The following is a 13,896-nucleotide window of genomic DNA, read 5'->3' as shown; positions in this document are numbered from 1 at the left end:
CATCTGCAAGGCGTGGGCAGACCAGCCCGACCGCTTCACACAAAATCCGCACCACCAAATGCCGGGACTAAACACCTAGCTCAGTGGCCGAAGAGACTTGCCACCAAATAGGCCACGGCGGCGGCGGTGCCGCCGATGGCGAGCGTCTGCACCGCGCCGCGCAGCCGCGGCAGGCCCGTGGCCGCGGCCTTCAGCCAGCCGAAGCCGAACAGCGCGATGCCCGTCAGCCCTGAGGAGAGCAGCAGCGCGGGCGCCGTGGTGCTGAAGATCATGTAGGGGAAAAGCGGGATCAGCCCGCCGACCACATAGGCGCCGCCGATGGTCGCCGCGGAAACCGCGGCCCGGTTCGGATCGGGCTCGGTCAGTTCCAGTTCGAACCGCATCATGAAATCCACCCATTTGCGCCGGTCGGAGGCGATCGCCTCGACCGCCTGGCGCAGCACCTCGCCCCGAACGCCGTAGCGATGGAGGATGGCGGCGACCTCCCATTTCTCGCGCTCGGGGTAGAGGTGGCTTTCCTCCTCCTCGCGCTTGCGCTCGGCGGCGTAGTGCTCGGCATCGGTGCGCGCGGCGAGGTAGCCGCCCAGGCCCATCGCCACGCAGCCCGCGGCGATCTCGGCCAGGCCCGCGGTGACGATCAGCGGGTTGGCGGCGACCGCGCCGGAAAGTGCTGCAGCCAGCGCGAAGGGCACGGTCAGGCCATCGGCGGTGCCGATGACGAGGTCGCGCACCGTCGCGTTCTGGGTGAAGTGGCGTTCCTCATGCGGCGGGCCCGCGGGCATGGGCGGCAGGCCATCGCGGGTCGGCTCGGCAAGGGGAGATGCGTCGGACATGCCCCGAGCTTACAGCCCCGGCACGCGTCGCGTCACGCCCTACCGGGCCGGGCGCAGGATCGATCCGGAGGGATCGAGCCCGGGCTCTGGAGGAGATCGGACCCATAGGACGATCGACAAACGCTGAATCGGTGTTCGTCGACAGGGCTCTAGTGGCGCAATCCGGCGCAGCGGCTAGATTGCCATCATGGCACACGCACATGCGCGCATCCCGCTCTGGTCCATGGCCGCACCCGTGGCCGGGCTTGCCGTCTACCTGCTGCTGGCCAAGGCGGGCGGCGCGATGGTGGGGCTCGCCATTGCCGTCGCGCTGATCGCCGCGGTCATGGCCGCAGTCCATCATGCCGAGGTGGTCGCGCTGCGGGTCGGCGAGCCCTTCGGCGCGGTGATCCTCGCCTTGGCCGTGACGGTGATCGAGGCCGGGCTGATCGTCTCCGTCCTGCTCGGTGACAAGCCGGCCCCCACCATGGTGCGCGACACGCTGCACGCGGTGATCGTGCTGGTGCTGCATGGGCTGGCGGGGCTGTGCATCGTGGTCGGCTCCTTGCGCCACCGCGAGCAGCAGTATCGCACCCAGGGCGCGCAGGCCTTCCTGATCGTGCTGCTGCCCATGTCGGCCATCACGCTGGTGCTGCCGAACTACACCGTCAGCGCGCCCGGACCCTTCTACAGCACGGCGCAGCTCATCTTCGTCGCCGGCGCCTGCCTCGCGCTCTACCTCGCCTTCACCTTCGTCCAGACGGTGCGGCACCGCGAATTCTTCACCCCCAACCTGCCCGAGGCACCGGGGGGCGCGCGCCCGCCGGGCGGGCTCGCCCTGGCGGCGCTCGGGCTGCTGCTGCTCTCGCTCGGTGCCGTGGTGCTGCTGGCCAAGGCCTTCTCCCCCTTCATCCAGAGCGGGGTCCAGGCCGTGGGCGCGCCGGCGGCCATCGTCGGCGTGATCGTCGCCGGCATCGTGCTGATGCCCGAGACAGCAGCCGCGCTGCGGGCAGCGACGCAGAACCGGCTCCAGACCTCGATCAACCTCGCACTCGGTTCGGGCGTGGCCAGCATCGGCCTGACCATGCCGCTGGTCGCGCTGGTGTCCTGGTGGATGGACATCCGCCTGGAACTCGGCATCGGCCAGGGCGAGACGATGCTGCTGGCGCTGTCCTTCATGATGGCGGTGATCACCTATGGCACCGGGCGGGCCAACCTGCTCTCCGGCGTGGTGCACCTGATCCTGCTCGCGACCTGGGTGTTCCTGATCTTCGCGCCTTGAAGAAACCATCTCGGCACGGCAAAGCCTTCGCATGCCGGAACATCATACGCCGCTGATCGCGACCATCGCCGCGGGCCTCGTCATCGCCTTCCTCTTCGGCAGGCTGGCGCACCGGTTCCGCGTCTCGCCGCTGGTGGGCTACCTGCTGGCGGGCATCGCGGTGGGGCCCTTCACGCCCGGCTTCGTGGCCGACCAGGCGCTGGCGAACGAGCTGGCCGAGATCGGCGTCATCCTGCTGATGTTCGCGGTCGGGCTGCATTTCTCGGTCGGCGACCTGATGCGGGTGAAGAACATCGCCGTGCCCGGCGCCATCCTGCAGATGGCGGTGGCAACCGCGCTCGGCATGGCGCTCGCTTTGGCGATGGGATGGGGCGCGGGGGCGGGGCTGGTCTTCGGCCTCGCACTCTCCGTCGCCTCCACCGTCGTGCTGGTCCGCGCGCTGCAGGAACGGCGCATCCTCGATTCGGAACGTGGGCGCATCGCGGTGGGCTGGCTGGTGGTGGAGGACCTCGCCATGGTCCTCGCCCTGGTGCTGCTGCCCACCCTGGCGCCGGCGCTCGCCGGGGGGGCGGGGGCGAATCTCTCCCAGATGGCGGCGACGGTGGGGCTGACGCTGCTCAAGGTCTCGGCCTTCGTCGCCATCATGCTGCTCGCCGGGCGGCGGGTGATCCCGTGGATCATGCATGACGCGGCCCATACCGGCTCGCGCGAGCTGTTTCGCCTTGCGGTCTATGCGGTGGCGCTGGGCGTGGCCTTCGGGGCGGCCAAGCTGTTCGATGTCAGCTTCGCGCTGGGCGCCTTCTTCGCCGGCATGGTGCTGGGCGAGAGCAAGCTCAGCCAGCGCGCGGCGGAAGAGGCGCTGCCGCTGCGCGACGCCTTCGCGGTGCTGTTCTTCGTCTCGGTCGGCATGCTGTTCAACCCGGGCGTGCTGGTCGAGCACCCGCTTGCGGTGCTGGCCACGGTGCTGATCATCGTGGTGGGCAAGTCGGCCGCCGCCTATTGGCTGGTGCGCGCCTTCGGCCACCCTTCGGCCACCGCGCTCACCGTCTCGGCGGCGCTGGCGCAGATTGGCGAGTTCTCCTTCATCCTGGTGGGCCTGGGTGCCGCGCTCGGCCTGCTGCCGCCCGAGGCGCGCGACACGGTGCTGGCCGGGGCCATCCTCTCGATCCTGCTCAACCCGCCGCTCTTCACGCTGGCCGAGCGCCGCCGCGCCCGGCGCCTGGCCGCGGTCGCGCCAGCCCCGCCCCCCGCGCCCGCGCCGGCCCCCGCCCCTTCGCCCGCGCCCGCACCGGAGCCCGAGCCTGCGCCCGAACCCGAGCCCGAGCCGGCCGGGCTGACCCCCACCGGGCTGTCGGACCATGAGATCATCGTGGGCCATGGCCGCGTCGGCACGCTGATCGCGGCCGGGCTGCGCGCGCAGGGCCGCCCGGTGCTGGTCATCGAGGACCAGGGCGCGGCGCTGGAAGCGGCCCGCGCGCTCGGCTGCGAGGTGATCGAGGGCAATGCCGCGGACCCCGAGGTGCTGGCCGCCGCCGGCCTGCCCGTGGCGCGGCGGCTCTATGTGACGGTGCCGGAGGCCTTCGAGGCCGGGCAGGTGGTGCAGCAGGCCCGCGCCGCCGCCCCCTCCCTGCCCATCCTCGCCCGCGCCCATTCCGAGGAAGCGGTGGCGCATCTGGATGGCCTCGGGGCCACGCTGACCGTGATGGGCGAGCGCGAGATCGCGCACCGCATGCTGGAGGCGGCCAGCGCCGCCCCGTCCTGAACCTGCCGCGGGTTGCCCCCCGCCCGCCCCGGCCCTATAGCGCGCGCCATTGTTGAGAAGAGACGCCACACCTTGGCCAGCATCGACACCGCGCCGGCAAGCGGCACGCCCACCCCAGCCCAGGCGGCCCAGGCCCTGCTGCTCGCCCGTCCCGCCACCGAGGACCGGCGCCTGGCGGATGCCATCCGCGCCCTGGCCATCGATGCGGTGGAGCAGGCGAAATCCGGCCATCCCGGCATGCCCATGGGCATGGCCGATGTCGCCACCGTGCTCTTCACGCGCTTCCTGAAATACGACGCCGCCGATCCAAGCTGGCCCGACCGCGACCGATTCGTGCTCAGCGCCGGCCATGGCTCGATGCTGCTCTATGCCCTGCTGCACCTGACCGGCCATGCCGGCATGGAGATCGAGGAGCTGAAGCGCTTCCGCCAGCTCCACGCCGCCGCCGCCGGCCACCCCGAGCATGGCGAGCACCCGGCCATCGAGACCACGACCGGCCCGCTCGGCCAGGGCATCGCCACCGCGGTGGGCATGGCCATCGCCGAGCGGATCCTCGCCGCGCGCTTCGGCAAGTCGCTGGTCGATCACCGCACCTGGGTCATCGCCTCGGATGGCGACCTCATGGAGGGCATCAGCCATGAGGCGGCGAGCCTCGCGGGGCATCTGAAGCTCGACAAGCTCTGCGTGCTCTACGACGACAACGACATCTCGATCGATGGCGCGACCTCGATCTCGCTTTCCGATGACGCGCTGAAGCGCTTCTCGGCCTATGGCTGGGCGGTGCGGCGCGTGGATGGCCATGACCATGAGCAGGTCGCCGCGGCCATGTCCTGGGCGATGCGCAACCGCAAGCCCACGCTGATCGCCTGCCGCACCATCATCGGCTTCGCCGCCCCCACCAAGGCCGGCACGGCGGCGAGCCATGGCAGCCCGCTGGGGGCGGCCGAGGCCGCGGCGGCGAAATCCGCGCTGGGCTGGAACCACCCGCCCTTCGAAGTGCCCGAGGGGCTGAAGGCACGCTGGGAGGAAGCCGGCCGGCGCGGCGGCGGCACGCGCCGCTCCTGGCTCAAGCGCCTCGCCAAGCATCCGGCGCGCGAGGAATTCGACCGCGCCATCGCCGGCAAGCTGCCCGAGGCCTGGCACGAGCCGCTCGCCGCGCTGCGCCAGCAGCAGACGATCGACAAGCCCAAGATCGCCACCCGCATCGCCAGCCAGCGCGCGCTGGAGGCGCTGGTGCCCGCGGTGCCCGAGATGGTCGGCGGCTCGGCCGACCTCACCGGGTCGAACAACACCAATGTGAAGGGCATCCCGGCCATCGCGCCGGGCAATTTCGCGGGCCGCTACATCCATTACGGCGTGCGCGAGCACGGCATGGCGGCGGCGATGAACGGCATGGCGCTGCATGGCGGCATCATCCCCTATTCGGGCACCTTCCTGGTCTTCGCCGACTACATGCGCCCGTCCATCCGCCTGGCCGCGCTGATGCGCCAGCGGGTGATCCATGTGCTGACGCATGACAGCATCGGCCTGGGCGAGGACGGGCCGACGCACCAGCCGGTGGAGACCCTGGCCTCGCTGCGCTGCATCCCGCACCTCAACGTCTTCCGCCCCGCCGATGCGCTGGAGACGGCCGAGTGCTGGGAACTCGCCGTGAAGCGCGCGGATGGTCCCTCGGTGCTGGCCCTCACGCGTCAGAACCTGCCCGCGCTGCGCGAGGAGGCGGGCGAGAACCGCTCCGCCCGCGGCGGCTATGTGCTGGCGGAAGCCTCCGGCCCGCGCCGTGTGACGCTGATCGCCACCGGCTCCGAGGTGCATCTGGCGATGGCCGCCCGCGCGACGCTGGAGGAAGAGGGCATCGCCACCGCCGTGGTGTCCCTGCCCTGCTGGGAACTCTTCGCGCATCAGGATGAAAGCTGGCGCGAGCAGGTGCTGGGCCAATCCTTGCGCATCGGCATCGAGGCCGCGATCGGCATGGGCTGGGAACGCTGGCTCGGCCCGGATGGCGTGTTCATCGGCATGAGCGGCTTCGGTGCCTCGGCCCCCGCGGAGGACCTGTTCCGCCATTTCGGCATCACCGCGGAGGCCGTGGTGGCCGCCGCGAAGAAGAAACTCGGTTGAGCAAAGGGGAAAGACGGATATGACGGTGAAGGTCGCCATCAACGGCTTCGGGCGCATCGGCCGCCTCGTGCTGCGCGCCATGATCGAGAGCAACCGCACGGATGTGGAGTGCGTGGCCATCAACGACCTCGGCAGCGTCGAGGCGAATGCGCACCTGTTCCGCTATGACAGCGTGCATGGCCGCTTCCCCGGCGAGGTCGCCGTGGATGGCAACAAGATCATCATCACCGCCAACGGCCGCACCTATGCGCCGATCGTCGTCAGCGCCGAGCGCGACCCGACCAAGGTGCCCTTCCAGGGCGTCGATGTGGCGATGGAATGCACCGGCATCTTCACCAGCAAGGAGAAGGCCTCCGCACTCATCACCGCGGGCGCCCGCAAGGTGATCATCTCGGCGCCGGGCGACAATGCCGACGCCACCATCGTCTATGGCGTGAACGAGGGCACGCTGACGAAGGACATGACCGTCATCTCCAACGCCAGCTGCACCACCAACTGCCTCGCCCCGATCGCCAAGGTGCTGCACGACAATTTCGGCATCGTGCGCGGCTACATGGTGACCATCCACGCCTATACGGGCGACCAGAACACGGTCGACACGCTGCACAAGGATCTGCACCGCGCCCGCGCGGCCGCTGTCTCCGCCATCCCGACCAGCACGGGTGCCGCCAAGGCGGTGGGCCTCGTGATGCCCGAGCTGAAGGGCAAGCTCGATGGCACGGCGATCCGCATCCCGACCCCCAACGTCTCCCTCGTCTCGCTGGATTTCGTGCCGGCGAAGGAAGGCGTGACGAAGGAAGCCGTGAACGCGGCGATGAAGGCGGCCTCCGAATCCGGCCCGCTCAAGGGCATCCTCGGCTACAACACCGCCCCGCTCGTCAGCATCGACTTCAACCACAACCCCGCCAGCTCGACCTTCGATGCGACGCAGACGCAGGTGGTGGATGGCGGGCTCGTGCGCGTGCTGTCCTGGTACGACAATGAGTGGGGCTTCTCGAACCGCATGAGCGACACGGCCGCGCTGTTCGGCAAGCTCTGAGACCTAGAGCACGCTGCGTTCTGGTGAACGCAGCTCGTGCTCTAGAAGTTATTGAATCTAGAGCAAGAAATGCGTTCAGATGATCCCATCTGAACGCATATTGCTCTAGAGCACGATCCGTCCGCCCGGACGGATCTCGTGCTCTAGAAGTCGTTGAATCCAGAGCAAGAATTCCGATCGAATGATTCCATTCGATCGGAAATTGCTCTAGGCGGGGCGGCAGCGCGCCGCCCCGTCTTCGCAGCTGGGGAGAGTTCAGGCGATGTCCTTCCGCACCATCGATGCGCTGGAAGCCAGCGGCAAGCGCGTGTTGCTGCGCGCCGACCTCAACGTGCCCGTGCGCGACGGCCGCATCACCGACCGCACGCGCATCGAACGCCTCTGCCCCACCATCCGCGAATTGGCGGAGCGCGGCGCGCGGGTGATCGTGTGCAGCCATTTCGACCGGCCCAAGGGCAAGCGCGTGCCCGAGATGTCGCTGCGTCCCATGGCCGAGGCGCTGGCCGAAAGCCTCGGCCGCCCGGTCGCCTTCGCGGATGACTGCATCGGCCCCGAGGCCGAGGCGGCGGTGGCGAAGCTCGCCGATGGCGATGTGCTGCTGCTGGAGAACACCCGCTACCACGCCGGCGAGGAGAAGAACGACCCGGCCCTGGCCGCGGGCCTGGCGAAGCTCGCCGACGCCTATGTGAACGACGCCTTCTCGGCCGCGCATCGCGCCCATGCCAGCACCGAGGGCGTGGCGCACCTCATCCCCGCCTATGCCGGGCGGCTGATGCAGGCGGAGCTGGAGGCGCTGGACGCCGCCCTCGGCCGGCCTTCGCGCCCGGTGGTGGCCATCGTCGGCGGCTCCAAGGTCTCGACCAAGCTCGACCTGCTGGGGAACCTGACGAAGAAGGTCGATGTGCTGGTGATCGGCGGCGCCATGGCCAACACCTTCCTCGCCGCGCAGGGCCACGCCATGGGCAAGTCGCTGCAGGAAGCCGAGATGCACGACACGGCGCGCGCCATCATGGCCGAGGCGGCGGCGAACAAGTGCGAGATCCTGCTGCCGGTCGATCTGGTGGTCTCCGCCACCTTCGCGCCCAACCCGCCGACCCGCACCGTGGGGGTGGAGAACGTACCGGCCGAGATGATGGCGCTCGATGTCGGGCCGCGCACGGTGGAGATGGTGGAGGCCCGCCTGCGCGCCGCCTCGACCCTGGTCTGGAACGGCCCCTTCGGCGCCTTCGAGACGCCGCCCTTCGACAGCGCGACGGTGGCGGTGGCGCAATCCGTCGCGGCCCTGGTCGCCTCCTCCGGCCTGAAGGCCATCGCGGGCGGGGGCGACACGGTCTCGGCGCTGCACCATGCCGGGGTGGTGGCGCGGATGACCTATGTCTCGGCCGCGGGCGGGGCCTTCCTGGAGTGGCTGGAGGGCAAGACCCTGCCGGGCGTGGCGGCGCTCGCGCCGCGCTAGAGCACTATCCGTCCTTTTGGACGGATTTCGTGCTCTATAACCTATTGTTTCTAGAGCAAGAATTCCGATCAGATGATCCCATCTGATCGGAAATTGCTCTAGCCCTTCACTCTTCCTTCACGCCTGCGTAAATTCTACCGCAGGTTGCTGGAGTGTTAACGGCGCCCTGAGGGAGCTTTCCCCTCATGGCGCCGATCAGGATTTCTCCGCGACCCAGCCCCGCCTTAACCGCGCATTCAGACCTGCGGTCCATGGTCGTGCGCATGATCAACATGAACTCCCTCGCCGCCTTCACCGCCGAGGTGTCGCGCCTGCAGGGCCCGGCGCAGACCCGCGGCACCGCGCCCAGCGCCCAGGCCGGCCCCGGCAGCAGCCAGCCGCCACAGCCCGCGCAGCGCAAGCTCGAAGCCCTGCCCTCCGCGCCCAGCCCGAACCTGCCGCGCGGCTCGCTGCTCGACCTGCGGATCTGAGGCACCCTCTTCGGCCTTGCAGCGGAAGGCCGCCCGGCCCACCCTTGGGGCATGAACGCCAGCCGCTTCACCCGCCGCATCCCCGAAGGCGAGGACCGCGAACGCCTGACCTGCGGCGATTGCGGCTATGTGGCCTATGAGAACCCCAAGATCGTCACCGGCTCCGTCGTCGCGGTCGAGGGCAAGGTCCTGCTCTGCCGCCGCGCCATCGAGCCGCGCCGCGGCTTCTGGACCATCCCCGCCGGCTACATGGAAATGGGCGAGACGGTGGAAGAAGCCGCCCGCCGCGAAGCCTGGGAGGAAGCCCGCGCCGACCTCGCCCTTGAGGGCATGCTGGCGATCTACTCCATCGCCCGCATCGGCCAGGTGCAGATCCTCTTCCGCGCGAGCCTCGCCAAGCCGGGCTTCGAACCAGGGCCCGAGAGCCTGGAGGTGCGGCTCTTCGCCTGGGAGGAGATCCCCTGGGATGAGCTCGCCTTCCCGTCCGTCCATTGGGTGCTCAACGCCTGGCGCGCCGCCGGGCCCGGGCCGCTCGGCGCGCCGGTGACCAACCCGCCCGCCGATCCGCGCGGGGTCACCCCGCTGGCCAGCGGATGATGCGCCGCGCCGCGTTGTTCACCCTGCTGGCGCTGCCGCTCGGCGCCGCGGCGCCCGCCGAACGGCCGCAGATCCGCCCGATGGTGCCCCAGGCCTCCATCCTGCCCCAGGGCGCCATGCCCGCCCCCCGCAGCACCCCGGCCCCCATGCCGGACCGGGCCCTGGAACCGCCCCGAATCCCGGAGGGTCTGCGCGGCGCCGTGTTCGAACCCGCCCTGATCCACCCCACCGACATCACCCGCGGCCACACCTTCGGGCGGGAACACGCGCCCTCCCGCGAGGATCGCCTCTTCCAGGAACCGGCCGCCGGCGCGCGGCTGCGCGTCCCGCTCCAATAGCGACAAGCGGCTGGCATATCCGTTGCAACGCCGGGGCTTCAAGGCGCCGCAACGGGGCGGCGCCGCCGGGCCTGCCCGCGCCTGAGGCGCCGGCTGCCCCTGTGGAGTGCAGACATGCAGCGTCGCCAGCTTCTGACCGCCAGCCTCCTCGCCCCCCTGGCGGCGCCCGCCACGCTGCGCGCCCAGGGCGTATGGCCCAACCGGCCGGTGCGCATCGTCAACCCCTATGCGCCCGGTGGCACCTCCGACCTTGTGGTGCGCGTGCTCGCGCCCCTGCTGGAACGCCAGTTCGGCCAGCCCTTCGTGGTCGAGAACCGCCCCGGCGCGGGCGGCGCGGTGGGCACGGCGCTGGTCGCGGGCAGCGCGCCCGATGGCTACACGCTGCTGGTCACCAATACCGGCCCGCTCGCGGTCTCGCCCTTCCTGACGCCGGCGCCGAACTACGATTCGCAGCGCAGCTTCAGCTACATTACCATGTTCGGCGGCGCGCCCATCCTCTGCGCGGTGAAGGGCGATGGCCCGATCCGCAACATGGCGGACTACACCGCGGCCGCGAAGGCGCGGCGCGAGGCGGTGAGCTTCGGCTCCTCCGGCGTGGGCTCGGTGGGCCATCTCGCCGGCATGCTCTGGGCGCAGGAAGCGGGGGTGGAGCTGCTGCACGTGCCCTTCCGTGGGGCGGCGGATGCCGAGCAGGCGATCCTGGGCAACAACACGACCAGCCTGTGGAACACGGTCGGCGCGCATACCGGCGGCGTGCGCGGCGGGTCGATCCGCGGCATCGCGGTGACGAGCGCGACCCGCACCGGCGCCCTGCCCGACGTGCCGACGGTGATCGAGGCCGGCTTCCCCGGCTCCGTCGCCTCCAACTGGTTCCTGCTCGCGGGCCCGGCCAATCTGCCGCCGCCGATCGTCGAGCGGCTGCGCACCGCGCTCTCCGCCATGATGGCCGAGCCCGCGATGGTCGAGCGCTGGGTCGGGCTCGGCCTGGTGTCGCTCGGCAACCCCACGCCGAGCGAGATCGCCGGCTTCGTGGCCACGGAAGCGGCGCGCTGGGCGCCGGTGGTGCGGGCTTCGGGGGCGTGACGCCCCCGGATCGCCTCAGCGCATCGGGATCGGGTACATCAGCCCGCCACTGGTGAAGAGGTGGTTCAGGCCGCGGTCGACATGCAGGGGTGAGCGGGGGCCCATGTTGCGTTCGAAGATCTCACCGTAATTGCCGAGCTGGCGGATGACCTGGAACACCCAGTCATCCGCAAGCCCGAGCGGCGCGCCGATGCCGGGCTCGGCACCGAGCAGACGGCGGATGCGCGCCGACGGGCTGGCGCGCATCGCCGCGACATTGGCCGCGGTGATTCCGAGATCCTCGGCCTCCAGCAAGGCGTTCACGACCCAGAACACCAGGGAGCGCCAGTGCGGATCGCCATGGCGGACTAGCGGGCCGAGCGGCTCGCGCCGGACCATGTCGCGCAGCACCACATGGGCCGCCGGGTCGGGAGCGCCCGCGCGGATCAGCGCGATGGCCTGCGTGCCACCGGAGACGGCATCGCACTGCCCGGCCAGATAGGCGTCCCGCGCGCCGGCGAAGCCGGGCACCGGCACCGGCGTCAGGCGCAGACCCTCCCGCTGGATCAGCTCATCGAGGCCCGTCTCCAGCGTCGTCCCGGCCGCGACACAGACCCGCGTGCCGGTGATTTGCGCCAGGGTCTCCGCATTCAGGCTGCGGCGCACCAGGAAGCCCTGCGTGTCATAGAAGTTCACCGCCGTGCCTTCGATGCCCTGCACCACTTCGCGCCCCATCGTCTTGGTGAGGTTGCGTGCGACGACATCGGCCTCGCGGTCCAGCAGCATGCGCGGCGCATCGGGGGTGGCGACGGGGCGGAAGGTGACGCGCGTGGCGTCGCCCAGGACGGCGGCCGCGATGGCGCGGCAGGTATCGGCATCGAGCCCCTGGTAGACACCGTTCGGCCCCGGCGCGGCAAAGCCGGGCAAGCCGGGATTGGTGCCGCAGATGAGCGTGCCGCGCGCACGCACGGCGTCCAGCGTCGGGCGTTGCGCCAGGGCAGGGCCAGCCAAGCCGACCAGCGTGGTGGCGAGCAGCAAGAGAATCCGCATGTCCCGCCCCCTCAACGCAGCGGGCGGGGGAACATCAGCCCGCCGCGTAACCAGTTGTCATTCGCCCCGATGTCCAGCCCATAGGGGCTGCGCAGCCCCAGATTGCGGCCGAACACCTCACGATAAGCGCCGACCTGCGCCAGCACGTCGCGCGACCAATCGGCGTCGAGGCCCAGTGCCGCGCCGAGATTGACGTCGATGCCGAGCAGCCGGCGCACCGCCGGGTCGTTGGCCTGCAGGAAATCCACCAGGTTCTCGCTGGTGATGTCGTACTCATCGGCCTCCAGCATCGCCTGGATGACCCAGAACACGATCTGGCGGAACGCCTCCGCCCCCTCACGCACGAAGGCGGCCAGCGGCTCGCGGCTCAGCAGGTCGGGCAGCACGCGATAGCCGGCCGGGTTCTGCAACTCCATCACGCGACGAATCGCCAGCGCCTTGGCGTCCGCCGAGGCGGCGTCGCAGCGGCCTTCCTCCAGCGCGGTGAGCAGACCCGGTCCGCCGGTCGGCACGAGGGTCACGCTGATGCCCTGACGCGCGGCCTGGGCCTCCAGCACCTCCTGCGCCACGGTGCCGGCATCGCCGGAGATGCAGATCCGCCGCCCGGCAAGCTGCGCGAGGTTCTGTGCCCCGCCGGCGAGGGGCACCAGCAACCCCTGGCCATCGATCATCACGACGGCCGCAGCATCCGCCCCTTCGGTCAGGTCACGCAGATAGCTGAAGGTCGTGTTGCGCAGCAGCAGGTCGGCGCGGTTCTCGCGCAGGGCGCCGAAGCCATCCGCCACGGTCGCGGCCGTGACGAAGCGCACCTTGGTGGCATCGCCAAAGACGGCGGCGGCCACGGCACGGCATAGGTCGGCGTCGAAGCCCATCATCGGGCCCTGGGCATTGACCGGGGCGAGGCCGGCATCGATGGCCGCCTGGATGCCGCGCTGGTCGGGTGCGGAGAAGCCAGGCAACGCGCCATTCACCGCGCAGTTGAGCACGCCCCGCGCGCGGATGGCGTCGAGCGTCGGGCTGGGCCGTTGCACCGGGGTCTGCGCCAGCGCCGGCAGGGCGCCGAAAAGCAGCAGCAGGACCGGGAGGAGGAAGCGGATCATCATGCGGTCCTCAGCAGCCCGAGGCCGCGACGCGGCAGGTGACACCCTGGACGCGGCCGCAGGCTTCCATCGCGCTGGCCTCGGCCGCCTCGGTGGTGCTGCCGGTGGCGGTGAAGTTGCGGTTCAGCACGATGGTGCTGAGGTCGGAGGTCATGGCCACCGCATTGGGGTGGCGTGTGACCGCCTGCACCAGCGCGCCGCAGCGGTTCACGATCTCCTCCACGAACTGGCAGGGCACCCGCCCGGCCGCCCCCTGGCACATGCGCACCGCGGCGGTGTTCACCAGCAGCCGGTCGGTATTGCCATTGGCGAAGCCGAAGGCGGCGAGTGGGGCGATGGTGGCGTAGATGGCGCCGAAACGGCTGCCCGGCGGCGCAGCCGCGCCCTGGCCGGCCAATTGGGTGCCCCGCCCGCCGGAAGTCTGGGCCGTGGCGGCGGCGGCGGTGCCGATCGGCTGGAAGCAGGGCCCGGCGGCGATCCCGCCCGAGGCCGCGCCGCATTGCGTCAGGCTCGGCCGCCCGTTGCGCTGCGCCGGCAGGCTGATGCGCCACAGCCCGCCTTCCCGGCAGCGGCTGTCCCAATAGGCGGTGCGGCTGCCATCCAGCCCGGCGAAATAGACGGCCGTGATGGCCTGGCAGCCCGACCCGCCGGCATTGATGAAGCGGAACAGCTCGGCCCGGCGGGCTTGCTCCTCCATGTTCGCGAAGCTGTCATGCATGGGGTTGCCGGTCTGCGCCGCGGCGGGCGTGGCCAGCCAGCAAAGGGCGAGTGCCGCAACGAACAGACCAAATCGATGCCGCATCGGCAGCA

The 13,896-nt window shown here is 70.7% G+C and carries 13 protein-coding genes; 9 read left to right on the top strand and 4 right to left on the bottom strand.

Annotated elements, in window-relative coordinates:
• Window positions 1-80: 80 nt before the first annotated feature.
• Window positions 81-833: a VIT1/CCC1 transporter family protein gene (locus tag AC2D9U_RS23715; protein ID WP_484753971.1), complete on the bottom strand. Its 753-nt coding sequence runs from the start codon at window positions 831-833 to the stop codon at window positions 81-83.
• 187 nt (window positions 834-1,020) lie between these two features.
• Here AC2D9U_RS23715 and AC2D9U_RS23710 point away from each other — a divergent pair, with 187 nt between their 5' ends.
• The 9 genes from AC2D9U_RS23710 (at window position 1,021) to AC2D9U_RS23670 (ending at window position 10,957) form a co-directional block, all read left to right on the top strand.
• Complete coding sequence (locus AC2D9U_RS23710; RefSeq protein ID WP_484753969.1) at window positions 1,021-2,094, top strand: calcium:cation antiporter; 1,074 nt, start codon at window positions 1,021-1,023, stop codon at window positions 2,092-2,094.
• 31 nt (window positions 2,095-2,125) lie between these two features.
• Complete coding sequence (locus AC2D9U_RS23705; RefSeq protein ID WP_484753967.1) at window positions 2,126-3,856, top strand: cation:proton antiporter domain-containing protein; 1,731 nt, start codon at window positions 2,126-2,128, stop codon at window positions 3,854-3,856.
• A gap of 72 nt (window positions 3,857-3,928) precedes the next feature.
• On the top strand, window positions 3,929-5,974 hold the full coding sequence (gene tkt / locus AC2D9U_RS23700) for a transketolase (RefSeq protein WP_484753965.1): 2,046 nt from the start codon (window positions 3,929-3,931) through the stop codon (window positions 5,972-5,974).
• 19 nt (window positions 5,975-5,993) lie between these two features.
• Window positions 5,994-7,013, top strand: coding sequence for a type I glyceraldehyde-3-phosphate dehydrogenase (gene gap / locus AC2D9U_RS23695; RefSeq protein WP_484753963.1), 1,020 nt, complete (start codon window positions 5,994-5,996; stop codon window positions 7,011-7,013).
• A 262-nt stretch (window positions 7,014-7,275) separates the two neighbouring features.
• Entirely contained in the window at window positions 7,276-8,469 is a 1,194-nt protein-coding gene (locus tag AC2D9U_RS23690) for a phosphoglycerate kinase (RefSeq protein ID WP_484753960.1), read from the top strand.
• Window positions 8,470-8,732: 263 nt separating this feature from the next.
• Complete coding sequence (locus AC2D9U_RS23685) at window positions 8,733-8,939, top strand: hypothetical protein (RefSeq protein ID WP_484753958.1); 207 nt, start codon at window positions 8,733-8,735, stop codon at window positions 8,937-8,939.
• 51 nt (window positions 8,940-8,990) lie between these two features.
• Window positions 8,991-9,536 (top strand): NUDIX hydrolase, encoded by a 546-nt coding sequence (locus tag AC2D9U_RS23680; protein ID WP_484753956.1) that lies wholly within the window; start codon window positions 8,991-8,993, stop codon window positions 9,534-9,536.
• 14 nt (window positions 9,537-9,550) lie between these two features.
• Window positions 9,551-9,874, top strand: coding sequence for a hypothetical protein (locus AC2D9U_RS23675; protein ID WP_484753954.1), 324 nt, complete (start codon window positions 9,551-9,553; stop codon window positions 9,872-9,874).
• Between the two features lie 114 nt (window positions 9,875-9,988).
• Window positions 9,989-10,957, top strand: a complete 969-nt coding sequence (locus AC2D9U_RS23670; RefSeq protein ID WP_484753952.1) for a Bug family tripartite tricarboxylate transporter substrate binding protein — start codon at window positions 9,989-9,991, stop codon at window positions 10,955-10,957.
• Between the two features lie 15 nt (window positions 10,958-10,972).
• On the opposite strand, the gene AC2D9U_RS23665 is transcribed toward AC2D9U_RS23670, so the two are convergent.
• From AC2D9U_RS23665 to AC2D9U_RS23655, 3 genes are read right to left on the bottom strand one after another with little or no spacing between them, the layout of a single operon-like run.
• Window positions 10,973-11,986 (bottom strand): transporter substrate-binding domain-containing protein, encoded by a 1,014-nt coding sequence (locus tag AC2D9U_RS23665; RefSeq protein ID WP_484753950.1) that lies wholly within the window; start codon window positions 11,984-11,986, stop codon window positions 10,973-10,975.
• 11 nt (window positions 11,987-11,997) lie between these two features.
• A complete protein-coding gene (locus tag AC2D9U_RS23660; RefSeq protein ID WP_484753948.1) occupies window positions 11,998-13,086 on the bottom strand; it encodes a type 2 periplasmic-binding domain-containing protein in 1,089 nt (362 codons plus the stop codon).
• Window positions 13,087-13,096: 10 nt separating this feature from the next.
• A complete protein-coding gene (locus AC2D9U_RS23655) occupies window positions 13,097-13,888 on the bottom strand; it encodes a DUF4189 domain-containing protein (RefSeq protein WP_484753945.1) in 792 nt (263 codons plus the stop codon).
• Window positions 13,889-13,896 lie beyond the last annotated feature (8 nt).

The sequence above is a fragment of the Roseomonas sp. TF40 genome (assembly GCF_057219975.1).
The sequence above is the reverse complement of the archived record's forward strand: the minus strand, read 5'-3'. Positions and strand labels throughout refer to the sequence as shown.